18 protein-coding genes are annotated in these 19,680 nt (G+C 70.6%); 7 read left to right on the forward strand and 11 right to left on the reverse strand.

Annotated features, from left to right (window positions below):
• Nucleotides 1–25: 25 nt before the first annotated feature.
• The 3 genes from MRB58_RS05540 to MRB58_RS05550 are packed head-to-tail and all read left to right on the forward strand — an operon-like array spanning nucleotide 26 to nucleotide 2,913.
• On the forward strand, nucleotides 26–1,012 hold the full coding sequence (locus MRB58_RS05540) for a TRAP transporter substrate-binding protein (RefSeq protein WP_244780731.1): 987 nt from the start codon (nucleotides 26–28) through the stop codon (nucleotides 1,010–1,012).
• Nucleotides 1,013–1,067: 55 nt separating this feature from the next.
• On the forward strand, nucleotides 1,068–1,622 hold the full coding sequence (locus tag MRB58_RS05545; protein WP_244780732.1) for a TRAP transporter small permease: 555 nt from the start codon (nucleotides 1,068–1,070) through the stop codon (nucleotides 1,620–1,622).
• Nucleotides 1,609–2,913 carry a TRAP transporter large permease gene (locus MRB58_RS05550; RefSeq protein WP_371747236.1) on the forward strand — a complete coding sequence of 435 codons (1,305 nt, stop codon included), beginning with the start codon at nucleotides 1,609–1,611 and terminating at the stop codon, nucleotides 2,911–2,913. The genes MRB58_RS05545 and MRB58_RS05550 overlap by 14 nt, the downstream gene beginning before the upstream one ends.
• A 103-nt stretch (nucleotides 2,914–3,016) precedes the next feature.
• On the opposite strand, the gene MRB58_RS05555 is transcribed toward MRB58_RS05550, so the two are convergent.
• From MRB58_RS05555 to MRB58_RS05605, 11 genes are all read right to left on the reverse strand, one after another.
• The gene (locus MRB58_RS05555) at nucleotides 3,017–4,162 is read right to left on the reverse strand and encodes a calcium:proton antiporter (protein ID WP_244780734.1); all 1,146 of its coding nucleotides are present in this window, start codon (nucleotides 4,160–4,162) and stop codon (nucleotides 3,017–3,019) included.
• 124 nt (nucleotides 4,163–4,286) lie between these two features.
• Entirely contained in the window at nucleotides 4,287–6,209 is a 1,923-nt protein-coding gene (locus MRB58_RS05560) for a tetratricopeptide repeat-containing sulfotransferase family protein (RefSeq protein WP_244780735.1), read from the reverse strand.
• Nucleotides 6,210–6,312: 103 nt separating this feature from the next.
• Nucleotides 6,313–7,533 carry an MFS transporter gene (locus MRB58_RS05565; RefSeq protein ID WP_244780736.1) on the reverse strand — a complete coding sequence of 407 codons (1,221 nt, stop codon included), beginning with the start codon at nucleotides 7,531–7,533 and terminating at the stop codon, nucleotides 6,313–6,315.
• Between the two features lie 325 nt (nucleotides 7,534–7,858).
• Nucleotides 7,859–8,941: an isocitrate/isopropylmalate dehydrogenase family protein gene (locus MRB58_RS05570; protein ID WP_244780737.1), complete on the reverse strand. Its 1,083-nt coding sequence runs from the start codon at nucleotides 8,939–8,941 to the stop codon at nucleotides 7,859–7,861.
• A 38-nt stretch (nucleotides 8,942–8,979) separates the two neighbouring features.
• Nucleotides 8,980–9,273, reverse strand: a complete 294-nt coding sequence (locus tag MRB58_RS05575) for a putative quinol monooxygenase (RefSeq protein ID WP_244780738.1) — start codon at nucleotides 9,271–9,273, stop codon at nucleotides 8,980–8,982.
• Between the two features lie 48 nt (nucleotides 9,274–9,321).
• Entirely contained in the window at nucleotides 9,322–9,957 is a 636-nt protein-coding gene (otnC, locus tag MRB58_RS05580; protein ID WP_244780739.1) for a 3-oxo-tetronate 4-phosphate decarboxylase, read from the reverse strand.
• On the reverse strand, nucleotides 9,954–11,219 hold the full coding sequence (gene otnK / locus MRB58_RS05585; RefSeq protein WP_244780740.1) for a 3-oxo-tetronate kinase: 1,266 nt from the start codon (nucleotides 11,217–11,219) through the stop codon (nucleotides 9,954–9,956). The genes otnC and otnK overlap by 4 nt, the downstream gene beginning before the upstream one ends.
• Nucleotides 11,216–12,238, reverse strand: coding sequence for an aldo/keto reductase (locus tag MRB58_RS05590; protein ID WP_244780741.1), 1,023 nt, complete (start codon nucleotides 12,236–12,238; stop codon nucleotides 11,216–11,218). The genes otnK and MRB58_RS05590 overlap by 4 nt, the downstream gene beginning before the upstream one ends.
• Nucleotides 12,235–13,779, reverse strand: coding sequence for a tripartite tricarboxylate transporter permease (locus MRB58_RS05595; protein WP_244780742.1), 1,545 nt, complete (start codon nucleotides 13,777–13,779; stop codon nucleotides 12,235–12,237). Before MRB58_RS05595 ends, MRB58_RS05590 begins: the two co-directional genes overlap by 4 nt.
• 4 nt (nucleotides 13,780–13,783) lie before the next feature.
• Entirely contained in the window at nucleotides 13,784–14,584 is an 801-nt protein-coding gene (locus MRB58_RS05600; protein WP_244780743.1) for a tripartite tricarboxylate transporter TctB family protein, read from the reverse strand.
• A gap of 91 nt (nucleotides 14,585–14,675) precedes the next feature.
• Nucleotides 14,676–15,689 (reverse strand): tripartite tricarboxylate transporter substrate binding protein, encoded by a 1,014-nt coding sequence (locus MRB58_RS05605; RefSeq protein ID WP_244780744.1) that lies wholly within the window; start codon nucleotides 15,687–15,689, stop codon nucleotides 14,676–14,678.
• 103 nt (nucleotides 15,690–15,792) lie between these two features.
• Between MRB58_RS05605 and MRB58_RS05610 the strand changes: the two genes are divergently transcribed.
• From MRB58_RS05610 to MRB58_RS05625, 4 genes are read left to right on the forward strand one after another with little or no spacing between them, the layout of a single operon-like run.
• Complete coding sequence (locus tag MRB58_RS05610; RefSeq protein WP_244780745.1) at nucleotides 15,793–16,803, forward strand: SMP-30/gluconolactonase/LRE family protein; 1,011 nt, start codon at nucleotides 15,793–15,795, stop codon at nucleotides 16,801–16,803.
• Between the two features lie 52 nt (nucleotides 16,804–16,855).
• Nucleotides 16,856–17,914 (forward strand): isocitrate/isopropylmalate dehydrogenase family protein, encoded by a 1,059-nt coding sequence (locus MRB58_RS05615; RefSeq protein WP_244781903.1) that lies wholly within the window; start codon nucleotides 16,856–16,858, stop codon nucleotides 17,912–17,914.
• A 10-nt stretch (nucleotides 17,915–17,924) separates the two neighbouring features.
• Nucleotides 17,925–18,959, forward strand: coding sequence for a Gfo/Idh/MocA family protein (locus tag MRB58_RS05620; RefSeq protein ID WP_244780746.1), 1,035 nt, complete (start codon nucleotides 17,925–17,927; stop codon nucleotides 18,957–18,959).
• Between the two features lie 28 nt (nucleotides 18,960–18,987).
• The gene (locus tag MRB58_RS05625) at nucleotides 18,988–19,671 is read left to right on the forward strand and encodes a GntR family transcriptional regulator (protein WP_244780747.1); all 684 of its coding nucleotides are present in this window, start codon (nucleotides 18,988–18,990) and stop codon (nucleotides 19,669–19,671) included.
• Nucleotides 19,672–19,680 lie beyond the last annotated feature (9 nt).

Raw genomic sequence — 19,680 nt, forward strand, 5'->3', positions numbered from 1 at the left:
AGATCGGGTCATGGGAGGGATACAAATGAAACGTGTCATCGCAGCTATTGCGTTCGCCGTCACCGCGCTGCCGCTCGGCGCCGCGCAAGCCCAGGACGCGGTCGAATTGCACGGAGCCTCGCAGTTCGGGGACGAGCACGCCTTCACCAAGGCGCTCGTCAAGTTCGAGGAGCTGGTGGATGCCTGCTACGACGGTGACGTCACCTTCGTCCTGCACAAAAACTCCGAACTCGGCCTGGAGAAGGACTATTTCAACTTCATGTCGCAGGGCGTCTCGGTCGACTACGCGATCGTCTCGCCGAGCCACATGTCGACCTATTCCAAGAAGGCGCCGCTGATGGACATGCCCTTCCTGTTCCGCGACACCGACCACTGGAACAAGGTACTCGAACAAGGCGGCCTCGACCCCATCGCGCAGGACGTGTCGGAGCGTGCGGACGTGGAGCTGATCGGCTATGCCGGCGGCGGCACGCGCAACCTTATCGTCAACCGCCCGGTCCGCACCATGGAAGACCTGAAGGGCCTGCCGATGCGCGTCATGGGCGCGCCGATCCAGACGCGCATCTTCGACGCCGTCAACGCCGCTCCCTCCGTCATCGCCTATGACGAGGTCTACAACGCGATCCAGACCGGCGTGATCGACGCGGCCGAGAACGAGGCCGCCGGCATCGAGCAGATGAAATTCTACGAGGTCGGGCCGCACATCTCCAAGACGCAGCACGCCATCACCGTGCGGCCGATCGGGTTCGCCGGGAAGACCATGCGCCGCCTGCCCGAAGCGTTGCAGGCCTGCATCCGCGAGGCCGGTGCCGAGGCCGGCAAGTACGGCCGCGACATCGAGTCCACCCAGGATTCGCAGAAGCTCGAGGCGATGGAGGACCAGGGCCTCCTCACCACCTACGAGTTCGAGGAGCGTGAGAAGCTGCTGGAGCTCGCCGAGCCGGTGAAGCGGGCCTACGCCGAGGAACTCGGCGCGACCGACACCCTCGATCGGATCAACGCGATCCAATAACGAGCGACCTCGATCGGACGGGAGGCGCGCTGCCGCCCGTCCGTGTGGTCTCGCCATGATCCGCATACTCGACATCATCTACTGGGCGCTCAGGGTCGCGATCACGCTCCTGATCGCCGCCCTCATCGTGCCGGTCACGATGCAGGTCCTGTCGCGCTACACGGGCCTCGTTCCGCGCTTCATCTGGACCGAGGAGCTTGCTCGGTTCTGCTTCGTCTGGATGATCATGGTCGGCTCCATGATCGCCGTCCGCGATGACACCCACTTCGACGTCGACCTCCTGCCCGTCCCCGAGACGGCGCGCGCCTTGGGCCTCGCCAAGCTCGTGCGGCACCTCGCCATGGCCGGGCTGGCGGTGGCGTTCCTCTGGTACGGCCGCCCCTTCGTCAATCAGGGCTTGATGCAGACGTCGGAGATCGCCGAGCTGCCGATGGTGACGATCTACGTCGCCTGGCCGCTCGCCGGCGCCGTATGGCTGGTGTTCCTGATCGAGAAGATCGCCCGCGACATCCACTATGTCCGGCTGGGATCCGTGCCGCTGCCCCCCTACGATCCGATCCGGCGCTCGGGCGATCTCGAGGCCGTGGAGCATGTCGATGTCCCCCGCTGAGGTCGCCCTTATCCTGTTCGGCACGTTCATCGCGCTGGTCATCCTGCGCGTGCCGGTCGCCTTCTCGCTCGGGCTGGCGTGCGTTCCCGTCTTCTTCATCTCCGACCGGCTGACGCCGAGCCTGCTGTTCGACCAGATGTTCCGGTCCTACAACTCGTTCGTCCTGCTGGCGGTGCCGTTCTTCCTGCTGGCGGCCAACCTGATGAATTCGGCCGGCATCACGCAGCGGCTCGTCAACCTGTCGCGCGTGGCGGTGGGGCACCTGCCGGGCGGCCTCGGCCACATCAACGTGCTGGTGTCGATGCTGTTCGCGGGCATCTCCGGCTCGTCGACGGCGGACGCCGCCGGCATCGGCTCCCTGCTGATCCCGCAAATGAAGAAGGAAGGCTACGACTCCAGCTTCGCCGTCGCCGTCACCGCATGCTCGTCGGTGATGGGGGTGGTGATCCCGCCGTCGATCCTCATGGTGGTGTGGGGCGGGCTGATGTCGGTCTCGATCGGCGGGCTGTTCCTCGCCGGCATCCTGCCGGGGCTCCTCATCGCCGCTTCCATGATGGGGATCGTCTACATCTACGCCGTGCGGCGCGGCTACCCGGTCTACAAGCGGGCGAGCGGGCGGGAGTTCCTGCAGGCGCTGCTGGGGGCGCTGCTCCCGTTGGCGACGCCGGCAATCATCATCGGCGGCATCGTCGGCGGGTTCTTCACGCCCACCGAGGCCTCGGTCATCGCGGTGATCTACTCGCTGATCCTCGGCATGGTCGTCTACCGCACGATCACGCCGCGCCGGTTGCCGGTGGTGCTCTACGATTCGGCGCGCTTCGCGGCGATCTCGCTGTTCTGCATCGGCACCGCGTCGGCCTTCGGCTGGATCCTCGCCTACTTCAAGATCCCCCAGGCGCTGGTCAACGAAATGGCCACCTGGGGCGCGGGGCTGACCGAGACCGGCATCCTCATCGCCCTCGCCTTCCTGATCGTGGGCATGTTCATCGACGCGATCCCGGCGATCATCATCCTCGGCACCGTCCTCTACCCGGTGGCGCAGGACGTCGGCATGCATCCGATCCATTTCGCGATCATCGGCGTCGTGTCGCTCGCCTTCGGCCTGGTGACACCGCCCTACGGTCTATGCCTCCTGATCGCCAGCGCCATCGGCGAGATCCGCATGGTCCAGGCGCTGCGCGATGTCGCGATCATCCTGTCGGCGATGATCGCGGTGTTGCTCTTCATCATCCTGTTCCCGGATGCGATCCTGGCTCTGCCCCGCTGGCTGATGCCGCGCTTCGTCGGCTAGGAGGGGCGCGGCGCCCGCTCCGGGTGCCGCTCCCCCGCCGTCCGTGGAAACGCCGACGAGTCCGGCAACCCGGCCAATCTCGACGGGGCGCCGGCGGCCCGCGTCAGAAGTCGCCGTCGAAGATCAGGATCACGTAGGCCAGGAAGACCGCCAGATGGACGACGCCCTGCAACGCATTGGTGCGCGTGCCGACGAAGGTCACGATGCTGATCGCCAGCGACAGCGCCAGGATCACGACCCCCGATGACGACAGGCCCAGCTCGATCGGAAGGTCGACGATCCACGCTGCGGTCAGCACCGCCGGCACCGTGAGGCCGATGGTGGCGAGCGCCGAGCCCAGGCAGATGTTCACCGCCCGCTGCTGCTGATTGTGGCGCGCCGCGTCGAGCGCGGCCAGCCCCTCCGGCGTCAGGATCATGATGGCGACGATGAAGCCGCCCAGCGCCACCGGCGCCCCGATCTGAGCGATGCCGAAGTCCACATAGACCGCGAGCTTCTTCGACATCAGCACCAGCGGCACCAGCGTCAGCAGAAGGCCGAGAACGTGGACGCCGGTGCTCTTGGGCCGGACGTGATGCATCGGCTCGGGCGCATTGTCGTCGTCGTGGGCGGGCTGCTGGAAGACGTTGGGATTCTGCACCGTCTGGTACAGCAAGAAGATGCCGTAGAGCGCGATCGAGACGACGATCTGAAAGACGGTCTGAAGGTTGGACAGCCCCCCGCCCGGCGCCGACGGCGTGAAGCGCGGCAGCACCAGGCTGGTGATCGCCACCGGCAGCAGCACCACGAGATAGGCGTTGGCGCCCGACAGGTTGAACACCTGCAACCCATGCCGCAGCCCCCCGAGCAGCAGGCTGAGGCCGACGAGACCGTTGAGTACGATCATCAACACCGAGAACATCGTGTCGCGCGCCAGAGTGGGCGTGTTCTCGCCCGTCAGCATCACCGCGGTGATCAGCGCCACCTCGATGCCGATCACCGAGAGCGTGAGGATCAGCGTGCCGAGGGGCTCGCCGAAGATGACCGCCAGACACTCGGCGTGGTGGACGACGCGGAACACCGCCATCAGCATTACCACGAAGATGAGGCCGAGCACGACGAGCGAGCCGGCTTCGCCGATCAGATCCGGCTTCAGCGCGCCGCCCAGCGCCGTCAGCAGTGCGAAGACGCCCCAGATCAGCACGGTCGGCCATTCGGCGAGGAAGGCGAGCGGACCGGTCCGCCCCGGCTGATGGTCCTGCTTGGGCAAGGCGGTCCCTCCGGCACGTTACGCAGGGGCGCGCGATGCAACCGGCACGCCACCCACCATCGCTAGCAGCCGCGGCACCCGTCGCCAAGGCGATCGGCGTCGCGCCGACGCCGCGTGCGGGCGGTCAGTCCTTCGCGGCGAGCGCGGCGATCAGCGGGCCGAGGTGTGCCTCGTAGCGGCGCCACGCTTCGGAGCTTCCGGTGTAGATGCTGCGGCGCACCTGGCCGGCGCTCGCCGTGGCCACCGCGCGACCCGATGTGTGAAAGTCGAGGCAGGCGGGCTCGAAGGCGAGGCCGCAGTGGGCGAGCAGCGCCCGCGTCGTCGCCTCGGGCTGGAGGGTCAGCGTCTCGTAGTCGAGCGTCAGGATGCGGCCCGGCATGAGCCCGTCCCAGAAGGCTTGGAGCGACGTGGCGAGCCGGTGGTAGCGGCCGAGTTCGGCGAGGTCGTAGCCGTAGTCGTTGCCCTCGACCGCGAAGTAGAGCTTGAAGATCGACCAGCAGGTGGCGACCGGATCGCGCGCCATGGCGACGATCTTCGCGTCCGGGAAGGCCGCGGCGATGAACCCCGCCCAACGCTGGTTGGCGAGGTGCTTGTCGACCACCACCGGCGCGCTGACCGGCAGCTCGGCGACGAGGGCGCGGTAGCGGCCGCGGACGTCGGCGAGGATATCCTGCGTCACCGGGCGGCCGGCCTGGAGCGCGGCGAGGAGCGGGCGCACCGCGCGGTCGAATGCGTTGGTCTCGCCCGCCCCGTCGACACGGCTGTGCGCGCTCAGGATCTGCTCCGTGAGGCTGGAGCCGGAGCGCGGCAGGCCGATGACGAAGATCGGCACCGGTCCGTCGTCGGTCGGCCCCACGTAGGCGGGGAGCGGGCCGGCCTCGAACGGGGCGCGCAGGGCGGCGAACCGGCGCGCAACGAGGCCTTCGTCGTAGGCGACGGCGGTGCGGCGGGCGGCATTGGCCGCGGCGAGATGGGCAAAGGCGCGGTCGACGTCGCCGATGTCGTCGTAGGCCTTGCCGAGGGCGAAGCCGAGCTGCATGCGGCACGCCGCGTCGGTCTCGGCGGCCAGCAGCGCCTCCATCTCGGCGACATGGGGGTGGCCCTCGCGGTAGCGCGTCCAGGTGGCGAGGTTGGCATGCGCCTCGGTGTAACGGGGCGCGAGGGCGATCGCGGTGCGGAACGCGGCCTCCGCCTCCTCGGTCCGGCCCAGGTCGCCCAGGCTGATTCCCATGTTGTTGAAGGCGACCTCGGCGCGCGGGTCGAGGGCGACGGCGCCCTCGTAGGCGGCGACGGCGGCGTCGTATCGGCGCGCCTCGCGCAGTGTGTTGCCGAGATCGATCAGCGGGCGCGCGGCGATCGGGTCGGCCGCGACCACCGCCTCATGGTCGGCCACGGCGGCGGAATAGAGGCCGAGGCGCGTGCGCACCCGAGCGCGGGCGGCGAGGGCCGCTGCGTCGTACGGGTCGAGGGCGAGGGCGGCGTCCAGCGCGGCGTGCGCCTCGTCGAGCCGCAGCGCCTCGGCGAGGGCGATGCCGAGGCGCGTGTGGGCCTGCGGCGAGCACGGCTCCAGCGCGGTGACCCGGGTGAGACAGGCGATCGCCTCGCCCCGGTGGCCGAGCTGGGCCAGCGCGGTGCCCAGGTTGGCGACGGCGGCGGTGCAGGTCGGCTGCGTTTTCACCGCGGCGGTCAGCGGGCCGAGCGCCGCCGCGGCGTCACCCCGCGCCAGGTGCACGCAGCCGAGCGCATATTGCGTGCGCACCAGACCGGGGTGGCGCCGGGCGAGCGGCTCGGCCAGGCGCAGCGCGGCGGCGGGGTCTCCGGCCGCAAGGTGCTGGCGGATCTCGGCGAGGGTGCGGGCGACCGGCTTGTCGCCGGGGCCGAGCGGGGCGGGCCGGGTGAGCGCCGTCAGCCCGTCGCGCGCGCGGGCGTTGGTGGGGTAGCGCGCCAGCACCTCGCCGTAGATCTCGTGGGCGGCGAGATAGTCGCCGTGGTCGGCGAGGCGCCGCGCCTTTGCCAGCGTCCGGTCGATCGAATGGGCTGCCGTCACCGCCCGCCTCCCCTTACCCTGTCGCAGGCGCGGCACCGTAGGCGGCGTGGCTTGCGCGGGGCTGCGCGGCGGGGACGCGCGGGCGATGGCTGCTCGGCGAAATCTAGCGCGCCGCGCGCAGCCTTCCGGCCCCGGCGCCGAACCACAGCAGCATGCCCGCCAGCGCCAGCATCACCGCGTTACCGGCGAGCGCGCCGGTGTAGCCGAACGGTGTGAGGTCGTGGACGAGGCCGACGAGGATGGGTCCGATGACGAAGCCGCCATCAGCGATGGCGCGCTGTGTCCCCATCGCCGGGCCGAAGAGGTTGGAGGGCGTGATGTCGGCGATCGCCGCCGCGACCGACGGGCCGTTGAAGCCGGAGCCGATGCCCAGCACCACGAACGCCGCCCAGTAGACCGCCGGATCGGTGGCGACGGCGACGGCGAGCAGCGCCCCGGCGACGAGCGAGGTGGAGAGTGCCGCCACGGTGATCGCGCCGAAGCGCTGCGTCGCCGGTCCGACGAGCGGCAGCATCGCCGCGTTGGCGACGGCCGCCGCCGTCAGCGCCAGGCCGATGAGGTCGACCGACAGGCCGAACCGCTGGTTGCCCACCAGCGGCATCGCCAGCCATTGCGCCGCGGTGCGGGTGAAAAAGATCCAGAACGTGACCGTGCAGAGGAGCACGTAGGCACGGTTCTTCAGGAAGGTGCGCATCGAGGCGGGGGCGACGGGCTCCTCCCCCTCGACCGGCTCCGGGTCGGTCGGCTCGCGGAAGGCGACGAGCACCAGAACGAGCGCCGCGCTGGCGAGGATGGCGTAGCCCCAGAAGGGCGCCGCGCTTCCCAGGTGCGCCGCGAGGCTGCCGCCCATCGCCGGGCCGACGCCCGCCCCCAGGAGCAGGAAGCCCTGGTAGAGCGCCATCGTGTGACCGCGCTTGCCGGGGGTGGAGAGCTGCACGAGCACGGCGGCGGACGTCGTCATGTAGATGCCGGAGCCGATGCCCTGGACGAAGCGCCAGATGAGCAGCCCCTCGAAGCTGTGCGCCATCGCCGCGCCCACCGCGCCCACGGCGATCAAAGCCGGGCCGGCGGAGAGGAAAGGGCGCCGTCCGAACTTCTCCGAGAGGATGCCGGCCGGGATATTGGCGACGAGCCGGCCGACGCCGAACAGCGTGATCAGCATCCCCACCAGCGCTCCGCCGACGCCGAACTCCATGGCGTAGAGCGGCAGGACCGGGGCGACGATGCCGTTGCCGGCCATCACGAGGCTGATGAGGACGAGGAGGATCGCAAGCTGCGGCCGACGGCCCAGCGCGGCGGGCCGGAGCGAAAGGTGAAGCGCCAAGTGTCGGGGTCCTCGTCAGTGGTCCGGGGCCCGAGCGGGCCGCCGCGCCGAGGCGGCGGCGGGACCGGTCGTCGCGCCCGGCGTCCCCGGCGCGAGCGCGGCCCGCGGCGGCGGCCCCGGCGCGGGAGCCTTCCGCCGAACTTGGGCCGATCGGCGGCACAAGTCCATGCCGCAGCCCGGCCGCTCCCGTCCGGCCGCCCCGCGACCAGCGCATGGCCGCGGCCATACCCCCCGGCCCTCGGACGACCGGGCCCTCGGACCAGAACCTCGGACGACCGGAACTGGGACGAACCGGTCGGCGACGGGGCGGCCGGCCGGCGCCGCGTCAGCCCAGTGCGGCGAGGACGGCGCGGGTGACGTCGGCGTTGGTGCTCTCACCGCCGAGTTCCACCGGCAGGATCGTCCCGGAGGCATAGGCGTCCCACACCGCGCGGTCGAGCGCGTCGCCGGCCTCGACCATGCGCCGGTCGCCGGCCTTCTCGCCCAGCCAGTCGAGCATCATCGCGGTCGAGACGAGCATCGCGGTGGGGTTGGCGATCCCCTTCCCGGCGATGTCGGGCGCGGAGCCGTGGGCCGGTTGGAAGAGGGCGCGCTCGAGGCCGATCTCGGCGCACGGCGCCATCCCCATCCCGCCCACGAGACCGCCGCACAGGTCCGACAGGATGTCGCCGAACATGTTCTCCATCACCAGGACGTCCGCGGTCCAGGGCTTGCGCACGAGGTCGAGCGCGGCTGCGTCGACGTAGGCGTGGCCGGCGGTGACGTCGGCATGGGCGGCGGCACGCTCGTCGAAGATGGAGCGGAAGAAGGCCATCGAGACGAACACGTTCGACTTGTCGACGCACGTCACCTTACGCTGGCCGCGCCCCTTGTCGGCACGCCGGCGGGCGAGGTTGAAGGCGAAGTCGAAGAGATCCTGCGAGGCCTCGCGGGTGATCTCCATGGTGTCCCGGGCGACGCGCCCGCCCTCCACCGTGCCACGCCCGCGCGAGGCGAAGAGCCCCTCGGTCGATTCGCGCAGCACGATGAGATCCACCGCCTCGGCGCGCGGATCGGCCAGCAACGGCGGCGTGTTGGGATATTTGCGCGCCGGGCGAACACCGGCGAACAGGCGGAACTCGCGCCGCATGTCGAGGTGCGGGGCGACCTCGGTGCCGTCCGGCAGGCGCACGTCGGGCAGCCCCATCGCACCGAAGAGGATCGCGTCGGCGTCGCGCGCGGCCTTGAACGCGCCGTCGGGAAGGTCGCGGCCGGTCTCGCGATAGTAGGCCGCCCCGCCGTCCCACGACTGCTTGGCGATGGAGACGCCGAACCGCGCCTCCAGCGCCTCCAGCACGGTGAGCGCGGAGGCCATCACCTCGATGCCGATGCCGTCACCGGCGAAAACAGCGATGTTGTAGTCTGCCATTGAAGGCCCTTCGGGTGTGCTGCTGCGCGGTTGGCCGATCAGAGCGAGGGGAGGAGATGGAGCGCGCGCACGGTCTTTTCGGCCACCATCGGTCCGACCTTCGCGTCGAACGCCTTGAAGTGGCCGGTCTGCATGTGCGCCCGGAAGGCCGCTTCGTCGTCGTAGATCTCGTAGAGGACGATGTCGTTCGGCGCGGCGGGGTCGGTCAGGACGTCGAAGCGCCGGCAGCCGGGCTCGTCGGCGAGCGACGCGGCGGCGTTGGCGCGCACGAGGTCGGTGAAGGTCGCGACGGCGTCGTCGGCGATGCGGAAGGTCACGAGGATGGCGTACATGGCACGTTCTGGTGTTGGGCCGGCGCATCGGCGCCGGCCGGGATCAGGTCAGTTCGGGAAGGCGGCGTCGAGGTCGGCGAGTTGGCAGGGTGTCAGCATCCGCCGCGGGCGATCGCGGGTGAGGAGCTCGAGCTTCGCCGTCTCCTCCAATTCCTCGGCCGAGAACACCGCGTCGTCGAGCGACTTGCCCGCCACCACCGGGCCGTGATTGGCCAGCAGCACGGCATGGTGCTCGCGCGCCCGCAGGCGCACCGCCTCGGCGAGGGCGCGGTCGCCGGGACGGAAATAAGGGACCACGGCGAGGCGGCCGAGCTTCATGCGCGCGTAGGCGGTCAGGGGCGGCATCGCGTCGTCCGGATCGGTGTCCTCCAGGATCGAGAGGGCGACCGAATGGGTCGAGTGCAGGTGCACGATCGCCTGTGACTCCGGTCGCTCGCCGTACATGGCGAGGTGCAGGAACGCCTCCTTGGAGGGCTTGTCGCCGGAGACGTGGTTGCCGTCCTTGTCGACCAGCGACAGGCGGTGGGGCTCCAAGAGCCCCATGCACGAGTTCGTCGGGGTGATGATGATCCCCTCGCCCGTCTTCACCGAGATGTTGCCGGTGCTGCCGTGAGCGTAGCCGCGCATGTAGAGGAGTTCGGCCATCTTGCAGATGCGGGCGCGCAAGGCCCCCTCGTCGCTCACGAGAGCACCCCGTCGGCCTTGAGGAAGAAGTCCTCGGCGCCGAAGTTGCCCGATTTCAGCGCCAGCGCCAGCGGCTCTGCGGTGGTGCTGTAGGTCCACGGCACGCCGGGATCGATCTCGCGCCCGATCCTCAGCGCCTCGATGCCGAGGGCGCCGATGACCGCGCCGGAGGTCTCCCCGCCGGCGACGATGAGGCGGCGAAAGCCCCGTTCCACCAGCGCCGTGGCGAGCGCGCCCATGGTATGCTCGACCGCTTCGGCCACGGCGCCCTTGCCGTGCTCACGCTGCAGGGCGCGCACCTTCTCCGGCGTGTCGCTGGAGACGATCATCACCGGCCTGTCGGCGCGCTGGTCGGCGGCCCAGTCGGCGAGGCCGGCGACCGGCGTCGCCTCGGCGACGAGGGCGGCGGGGTCGAGCCGCCGGTGCGCGATGCCGGCCTCGGCCGCCGCGGCGACCTGGGCGAGCGTCTTGGCCGAGCAGCTACCGGCGAGGATCGCGGTACGGCCGGGGACGTGTGGGTCGGCGTCGGCGGCACTCGCCTCGCCCAGGAGGCCGAGCCTGCGGTAGGCGTCCGGCAAGCCCATCGCGATACCCGAGCCGCCGGTGATCAGCGGCATGTCGGCCACCGCCTCGCCGATCGCGACGAGGTGCGCGTCGGTGACGGCGTCGAGGACGAGGGCGCCGGTCCCCTCCCGCGACGCCTGGCCCAGCACGTCGCGGATCGCCTCGGCCCCGGCGTCCACCACCTCGAACGGGACGAGGCCGACCGTGTGGCGCGACTGGCGGGCGAGGACGCGCACGAGGTTGGCGTCCGTCATCGGCGTCAGCGGGTGGTCCTTCATCGAGCTGTCCGACAGGAGCAGGTCGCCGACGAACAGGTGCCCCTTGTAGATCGTGCGCCCGTTCTCCGGAAACGCCGGGCACGCCACGGTGACGGGCGCGCCGAGTTCGGCCATCAGCGCGTCCATCACGGGGCCGATGTTGCCCTCGTCGGTGGAATCGAAGGTGGAGCAGTACTTGAAGAGGATCTGCCGCGCGCCGGCCGCCCGCAGTGCCCGCGCACTGGCAAGGCTCATCTCCACCGCCTCTGCGGCGGGGATGGTGCGCGACTTCAGCGCCACCACGCAGGCGTCCGCCTCGGGCAGCGGCACCCCCTCGCGCGGCACGCCGATCGCCTGGACCACGGACATTCCCGCCCGCGCCAGCATCAGGCCGAGGTCGGTCGCCCCGGTGAGATCGTCCGCAACGGCGCCGAAGATCATCGCGCGACCTCCGCCGGGCGGCCTTCGACCGGGTATTGCGGGTCGACGAAGTGGCGCACCGCGGTGGAGCCCTTCGGCACCACCGCCTCGAACGCCGCCTCGTCCTCGGCGCCCCAGGTGACGTCGAGGCCGGCGATGTAGCTTTCCATCTGCGCCAGGGTGCGCGGGCCGACGACGGCGCCGGAGATCATCGGGTTGGCGAGCACGAAGGCGAGCGCCAAACCGCCGAGGTCGGTGCCGCGGGCCTTGGCGTGCTCGGCGAGCTTGGCGGCGGCGGCCAGCGTCTCGGGATGGAACTCGGTCTCCATGATGCGCTTGTCGCGGGCGCTGGCGCGGCTCCCCTCGGGCGCCTCGGCACCCGGCGCGTATTTGCCGGTCAGCACCCCGCGGGCGATGGGGCTGTAGGGGTAGACGGCGATCTGCATGTCGGCGCAGGCCGGCAGCAGCTCCACCTCGATGGAGCGGTTGAGCGCATGGTAGAGCGGCTGGCACACCACCGGGCGACCGATGCCGGCCTCCTCGCAGTAGCGCGTCAGCTGCGCCACGCGCCACGCCTTGTGGTTGGAGACGCCGATGTGCAGCACGCGGCCCTGGCGCACCAGCACCTCGAGCGCCCGCACGGTCTCCTCCAGCGGCGTGTGCGGGTCCTCCTTGTGGAGGTAGAGGACGTCCAGCCGGTCGGTCGCGAGGCGGTCGAGGATCTTCGGCACTTCGGCGAGGATCCACGCAGGCGACAGGCCGCGATGGTTCGGATCGTCGCCGATGGGGTTGCCGAGCTTGCTCGCCACCACCAGCCGGTCGCGCTTGCCCTTCAGGATACGGCCGAGGATCTCCTCGGAGCGGCCGCCGTTGTAGGCGTCGGCGGTGTCGATGAAGTTGATGCCGGCGTCGATCGCACGGTCGGTGATGCGGGCCGAATCGGTTTCGTCGGTGCGTCCGCCGAACATCATCGTGCCGAGGCACAGGCGCGAAACCCGCAGGCCGCTGCGGCCGAGGGGTACGAGGGCGGATACGGTCATGGGCGGTCCCTAGCTTCTGTCGTTGTCGTGCTCCGGCCCCGTGCGAGGCGGCCGGCCATGCGCCGCGCGTACGGCACTTGCGCGACGATGAGCAGAAGGGTTGCGACAATCAACACCACGCTGACCGGTCGCTCGAAGAAGCCGGCGAGGCTCCCCTGCCCGACCATCAGCGCACGGCGCAGGTTCTCGTCCGCCATCGGCCCGAGGATCACGCCGATGACGAGCGGCGCGATCGGGTACTGCATGATGGTGAGGAGATAGGCCGCGAGGCCCACGATCAGCATCAGGTAGAGGTTCTCGACGTTGAGGCCGAGCGCGTAGGAGCCGAGCACGGAGAGGACCGCGACGACCGGCAGGAAGATCTCCGCCGGCAGCGCCAGGACCCGCACCACCTGCTTGGCGAGGATCAGCCCGTTGAGGCACATCGCCGCCGATGCGAGCACCATGATGGCCGCCAGCTCGGCGATGAAGGTGGGGTTGGAGATCGACAGCATCGGCCCCGGCGTCAGCCCGTGCAGCATCAGTGCGCCGAGGAGCATCACCGCCGGCGGGCTCCCCGGAATGCCGAGCGTGACGAGCGGGATGAGCGCGCCGCCGATGCAGGCGTTGTTGGCCGTCTCGGCCGAGATCAGCCCCGCCGGCTCGCCCTTGCCGAACGTCTCGGGGTGGCGCGAGGTCGACTTGGCGGTGCCGTAGGAGACCCAGCCGGCGATATCTTCGCCGACGCCCGGCACCGCGCCGATGCCGATGCCGATCGCCGCCGAGCGCACGATGTGCCGCGCGTTCTTCACCAGCGTTCCGAGCGCCGGCACCACGCGGTCGCGCACCTGCGTGACGGCGAGCGGGGTGCGGCTCGCCAGCGTCGAGATGATCTGCGGGATGGCGAAGGCGCCGATCAGCACCGGGACGACCTCGAGCCCCTGGTCGAGCGCGGGCTGGCCGAAGGTGTAGCGCGGGTAGAACATCAGCGGGTCGCGGCCGACAACGGAGAGCGCCATGCCGATGACGCCGGCGATCCACCCCTTCACGACGAGGTCCGGGCTCTGCAACGTGCCGGAGATCAGGATGCCGAAGAGGGCGAGGAGGAAATATTCGTAGGACGTGAAGCCGAGCGCCACCTCGACGATGAGGGGCGACAGCACCGCCAGCGCCAGCATGCCGAGGAGCGTACCGATGAACGAGGCGGTCGTGGTGAGACCGAGCGCCTTGCCGCCCTCCCCGCGGGCGGACATCGGGTACCCGTCCATCGCCGACGCGGCCGACGCCGCGGTGCCGGGGATGTTGAGAAGGATCGCCGGGTAGGAGCCGCCGTAGATCGCGCCGACATAGAGTGCGATCAGCGCGATCAGCGCCGTCTGGTAGCCGAGGCCGTAGGTCAGCGTCGCCAAGAGGCCGACGCCGAGCGTGGCGGTGAGGCCCGGCAGCGCGCCGAAGACGATGCCGAGGAGGCTGGCGCCGATCAGTACGAACCAGTTCTGCGGCACCGCGAGGATCGAGACGAGCTGCCCGCCGAACGCGGCGAGTTCGTGAAGACCACCCATCGGCTCAGCCCGCGAGCCCGGCGAGGGCGCCGGCGACGGCATCCATCACCGCCACGCCGAGCCCCTCGCGCGGCAGCGGCACGAGCAGTCCGTACTTGAAGATCGCCGACAGCACGATCGACGTGCCGATGGCGGTGCCGATGACGGGCCCGAGCCGCCGTCGCTCCGCCCCGCGGGCGAAGACGCACAGCGCGATCATGGCGAGGACCGCGACCGCGGCGACGATCGCGTCGGCGACCTCCTGCCCGGCCGAGCGGGGGGCCGGCCAGCCGCCGGCCAGGGCCACCGCGAAGGCGGCGACTCCGGCCGCGCCGAGAAGCACGACCAGCACCGCGCGCCCCACGGGCGCCTCGATGACATAGGCGCCGACGAAGACGGTCAGCAGCGCCGTGGTGGCGATGACGAAGTCCACCCGCGGGACGAGGCCGAGGATGTAGAACGCGAGGATCGCCGCGATCAGCAGCGCGTTGCGCCCCTCCGCGCCGAGCGCCCCCGCCTCGACCGAAAAGAGCCGCCCGCCCGGCCGCAGCGCGCGGAAGTCGCGCAGGGCCCGCACCAGGAGGCCGATCGAAAGCACCAGCATCAGTGCGCCGATCATCAGCGGGAACAGCGCCGGGGAGACGTACCAGGCGTTCTTCACCCCGGCGTAGGTGCCCTCCAGCGGGAAGGTCAGCGCCTGGGCGATCATCGCGACGGCCACCGCCGCCAGGACGATGCCGGTCCACACGTCCGCCTTGCGCAGGCGCGACAAAGCGCGGGCGTCCACGGTCGTCGCGACGCCGGGCGCGGGTTGGGGGTCGGTCATGGAGTGGGGCGCATCCTGATTGCCACGAGAAGTAGGCGCGGCCGCACCGCAGAGCCGGTCCGGCCGCGCCTCGGGGTTCGTTCGAGCCGGATCACTCCGGCTTGGGAATGCCCAGCGTCTCGGGGTTCACGGACGCGGCGCCGAGATCCCACAAGGTCCAGGCGAACAGCGACTCCAGCTTGTTGAACTGCTCGGCCGCCGCATCGCCGGACTTGCCGGACAGCGAGTAGTAGTTGTCGTTGGCGAACTTCTTCACCGCGTCGCTCTGCATCGCCGTGTCGAAGGCGGCCGACAGGGTCTGCTTGACGTCGTCCGGTGCGTCGGCCCGAACCGCGAAGCCGATGGCCTGGCTGATCGGCAGATACTGCGTCAGGTCCGGATAGTCGGTGAAGGCGGAGGGGATCTCGGTCTCGCCGAGCTTGAAGGAGTCCTCCGTCAGCATCGCCAGCGGCCGCAGCCGGCCGGCCTGGAGGAGCTGCTGCTGCTCGGCGAGCGACGTGACGACCACCTCGACCTCACCCGCGACGGCCGCGTTCTGCGCCGGGGCCGACCCGTCGTAGGGGATATAATTGAACTCGGCGCCGGTTCCGTCCTGCAGGGCCAGGAGGTTGAGGTGGTGGATCGAGCCCGCGGCGCTGGCGCCGGCGCGGATCGAGCCGGGGTCGGCCTTCGCCGCCTCGATGAGTTCGTCCAGCGTCTTGTAGTCGGAGCTGGCGGTCACGGAGACGAGGTCGGGCGAGCCACCGACGATGAACGGATACCAGACGTCGATCCGCTCTTCCCAGCCGCCCTGCACCCCGGCAGTGACCACCGACTCGGAGATGCCGGCCAGCGTGTAGCCGTCGTCCGGCTGGCTGAAGACGTAGCTCATCCCCGCCGAGCCGCCGACGCCACCGGTGCGGTTCACGGTGTTGACGCGCGCGCTGCCCGGCAGCGCCTTCTGCATCTCCGCCATGATGAGGCGGTTGACGGTGTCGGTGCCGCCGCCGGCCGACCATACGACGACGTTGGTGATGGGCCGGCTCGGATAGTCCTGCGCCGCCGCCGGCAGGGTCGCCGCGATCATCGCCGCCGCCGCGAACGACAGGTGTCGGGTGAAGCTCATGTGGTGTCACTCCCTGATTGATTGTTGTTCGACCGGTGGCCCGGTTGATTATCGCACGCATCATTGTATGAATTAGCGTATACGTAAAGGGGGCACCCGCAACATGATCCCGCTCACCGCCATCGGCTACCTCGGCGAGGGCCTCGTCCGGCCGGAGTGCGTGCTGGCGCACGCCTCAGGCCACCTCTTCGCGGCGGATTGGTCCGGCAATGGCGGCGTGGCGGTGATCGCGCCCGACGGCACGGTGCGCCGCATCACCGCCCGTGACGTCGCCGCGCCGCTGCGCCCCAACGGGATCGCGCTGGAGGCCGGCGGCACCTTCCTCGTCGCGCATCTCGGGGACGACGCCGGCGGCGTCCTGCGCCTCCACCCGGACGGGCGGACCGAGCCGGTGCTCATCGAGCTGGACGGCACCCCGCTACCGCCGACCAACTTCCCCCTGCTCGACGCCGCGGGCCGCCTGTGGGTCACGGTCAGCACGCGCCGCCTCCCCCGCCACGACGCCGCGCGGCCGGACGTGGCGGACGGGTTCATCGTGCTCGTCCCGCCGGACGGGCCGGCACGGATCGTCGCCGACGGGCTGGGCTACACCAACGAGTGCACCCTTTCCGCCGACGGCCGGCACCTCTACGTCAACGAGACCTTCGGCAAGCGCCTCTCGCGCTACCCCGTCACCGGCCCCGCGACGCTGGGCCCCCGCGAGACGGTGACGGTGTTCGACGACGGCACCTTCCCCGACGGTCTCGCGCTCGACGTCGACGGAAACCTCTGGATCACGTCGATCGTCTCCAACCGCGTCATTCGCGTCGGCCCGGACGGCGTCGCCGAGACGATGCTGGAGGACGTCGACCCGGCGGAGATGGCGATCACCGAAGAGATGTACGAGCGCGGCGCGCTCACCTCCGACCGGCTCGGGATCCTGCACGGCTCGGTGCTGAAGAACGTCTCCAGTCTCGCCTTCGGCGGGGCGGACCTGCGCACCGGCTATCTCGGCTGCCTCAAGGGCGACCGGATCGCCACCCTCGCGATGCCCGCGGCGGGCGTGGCGCCGATTCACTGGCACGCCGACCTGGAGCCGCTGGCACGCGCCGGCCTCCTCGGCATGCCCGCATGACCAGAAGCTTGAGAAGGACGACGCGGTGACCAACGAGTTCAGGATCGCGGTGATGGCCGGCGACGGTATCGGCCAGGAGGTGACCCCCGCCGCGCTCGCGATCGCCGACGCCGCGCTGGCGCGGACCGGCGGCGTTCGCCTGGTGCGCGAGGACGCCCCCGCGGGTGCCGCGCACTACCAGTCCACCGGCGAAGCTTTCCCGGAAACGAGCCGGCGCACCTGCGAGGCCGCCGACGCCATCTACCTCGGCGCGATGGGCCTGCCCTCGGTGCGCTACGCCGACGGCACCGAGATCGCCCCGCAGCTCGACCTGCGTTTCATGTTCGAACTCTATGCCGGGGTGCGGCCGACCCGCGCGATCCCCGGCGTACGCCCCGCTCTCGCCGACCCACGCGCGGCCGAGATCGACTTCGTCCTGGTGCGCGAATCGACCGAGGGGCTGTTCGCCTCCCGCGGCAAGGGCGTGGTCGAGGACGACGCGGTAGCGCGCGAGACGATGGTCATCACTCGCCGCGTCTCCGAGCGTGTCTTCGGCTACTCGTTCGGCGAGGCGGAGCGGCGGCGCGCGGCCGGCAAGGAGGGCCGGCTGACGCTGATCGACAAGGCCAACGTCTTCACCGCCTTCGCCTTCTTCCGCAAAGTGTTCGACGAGGTCGCCGCCCGGCATCCGGACGTCGCCGCCGACCACCTCTACGTCGATGCCGCGGCGCTCGCGATGGTGAGCCGGCCCTGGGCGCTCGACGTCGCGGTCACCGAGAACATGTTCGGCGACATTCTGTCGGATCTCGCCGCGGGGCTCGTCGGCGGCATGGGCTACGCGCCCTCGGCCGACATCGGCGACGAGCGCGCCGTGTTCCAGCCAGCCCACGGCTCCGCGCCCGATATCGCCGGCACCGGCAAAGCCAATCCCGTCGCCGCGATCCTGTCGGCGGCGATGATGCTCGACTGGCTGGGCGCGCGGCATGGCGAGGTGAACGTCGTCGAGGCGGGCCGGCTGATCGGCCGCGCGGTGGACGCCGCCTTCGCCGACGGCGGTCTCGTCACCTGCGAGCTGGGCGGCACCGCGGACACCCGCGCCGTGACCGACGCCGTGCTCGCCAACATCCGCTGAAGGGGCCAGCATGACGGATCTCAAGGTCGCCACCATCGGCGCCGGCTACTTCGCCCGCTTCCACCACGACGCGTGGTCGCGCATGCCGGGCGTGCGCCTCGCCGCGGTGTGCGACACCGACCCGGACCGCGCCGAGGCCTACCGCGCCGAGTTCGGCGCCGGGGCCGCCTACACCGACCCCGCGACGATGATCGCCCGCGAGGCGCCCGATCTCGTCGACATCGCGGTGCCGCCGGCCGCGCACAAGGACCTCGTCGCGCTCGCCGCGTCTGAGAAGATCGACACCATCTGCCAGAAGGCCTTCACCCGCTCCCTCGCCGAGGCGAAGGAGACCGTGGCGCTTGCCGAGGCGGCGGGCATCACGCTGGTGGTGCACGAGAATTTCCGCTTCCAGCCCTGGTTTCGCGAGATCCGCCGACTGATCGACGAGGGGGCCCTGGGCGACATCTACGGTTCCAGCTTCCGCCTGCGCCCCGGCGACGGACAGGGGGCGCGCGCCTACCTCGACCGGCAGCCCTACTTCCAGTCGATGGAGCGGTTCCTCATGCACGAGACCGGCATCCACTTCATCGACACCTTCCGCTTCCTCTTCGGCGAATATGCCAGCGTCTATGCGGACCTGCGCCAGCTCAATCCGGTGATCGCGGGCGAGGACGCCGGCATCATGGTGCTGGGCCATGCCGGCGGCGTGCGCTCGCTGTTCGACGGCAACCGCTTGTCGGACCACATCGCCGAGAACCGCCGGCTGACGATGGGCGAGCTCTGGGTCGACGGGTCGGCCGGCACCCTGCGGCTCGACGGCGAGGGGAACCTCTTCCTGCGCGACTTCGGCAGCAACGACGAGCGAGCCCACCCGCTCGCCTGGGAGAAGCGCGGCTTTGCCGGCGACAGCGTTTACGCACTGCAGTCCCACGTTGTGGCACACTTGCGCGATGGAACGCCGCTGGAGAATACCGGGCGGGCATACCTGACGAACCTCGCCGTCGAGGAGGCCGTCTACCGATCGTCCGCCGAGGGTGGCCGGATCATGTTGCAGGGAGGCTGATCACGTGGCCGTTGCCGACGAAGGAGCCGTGAGCGAGACCGACCCGCGTGCGACCGCGGCGACGCGCTCCGAGCAGGCCTACGTCGCGCTGAAGCGCCGCGTGCTGGACAACGAGTTCCCGGTCGGCTCCTTCTTCCTCGAGCAGGAGTTGGCCGACCTTCTGGAGATGAGCCGGACACCCATCCGCGAGGCGCTCGTCCGCCTCGCCAACGAAGGCTTCGTCGAGATTCGCCCCCGTCACGGGATGCGCGTCCTGCCGATCTCCGCCACCGACATGCGCGAGATCTACACCATCCTCACCGCGCTGGAGGCGGAGGTCGCCGCCGAGGTCGCGACCCGCGGCCTCACCGGCGACGAGTTGGCGGCCCTGCGGCAGGCCGTGGACGACATGGAAGCCGCCCTCACCGACGACGACCGCAAGGCCTGGGCGGTCGCCGACGAGCGCTTCCACCGCTGCCTCGTCGGCGCCAGTGCCAACCAGCGCCTGCGCGCGGTCATCCTGCAATTCTGGGAACAGGCACACCGAGTACGCATGTTGACCCTGCGTCTGCGGCCCAAGCCGGTGAAGTCCACGCAGGAGCACCACGAGCTGGTCGACGCGCTGGAGGCCCGCGAGCCGGAGCGCGCCCGCCAGATCCACCGCGTCCACCGCGAGACCGCCGCCAACATGCTGGCCGAGATCCTCTCGTCCAACGGGCTGACGAACCTTTAGGGCGATTTG

This window comes from Acuticoccus sp. I52.16.1 (assembly GCF_022865125.1).
Lineage (GTDB): Bacteria > Pseudomonadota > Alphaproteobacteria > Rhizobiales > Amorphaceae > Acuticoccus.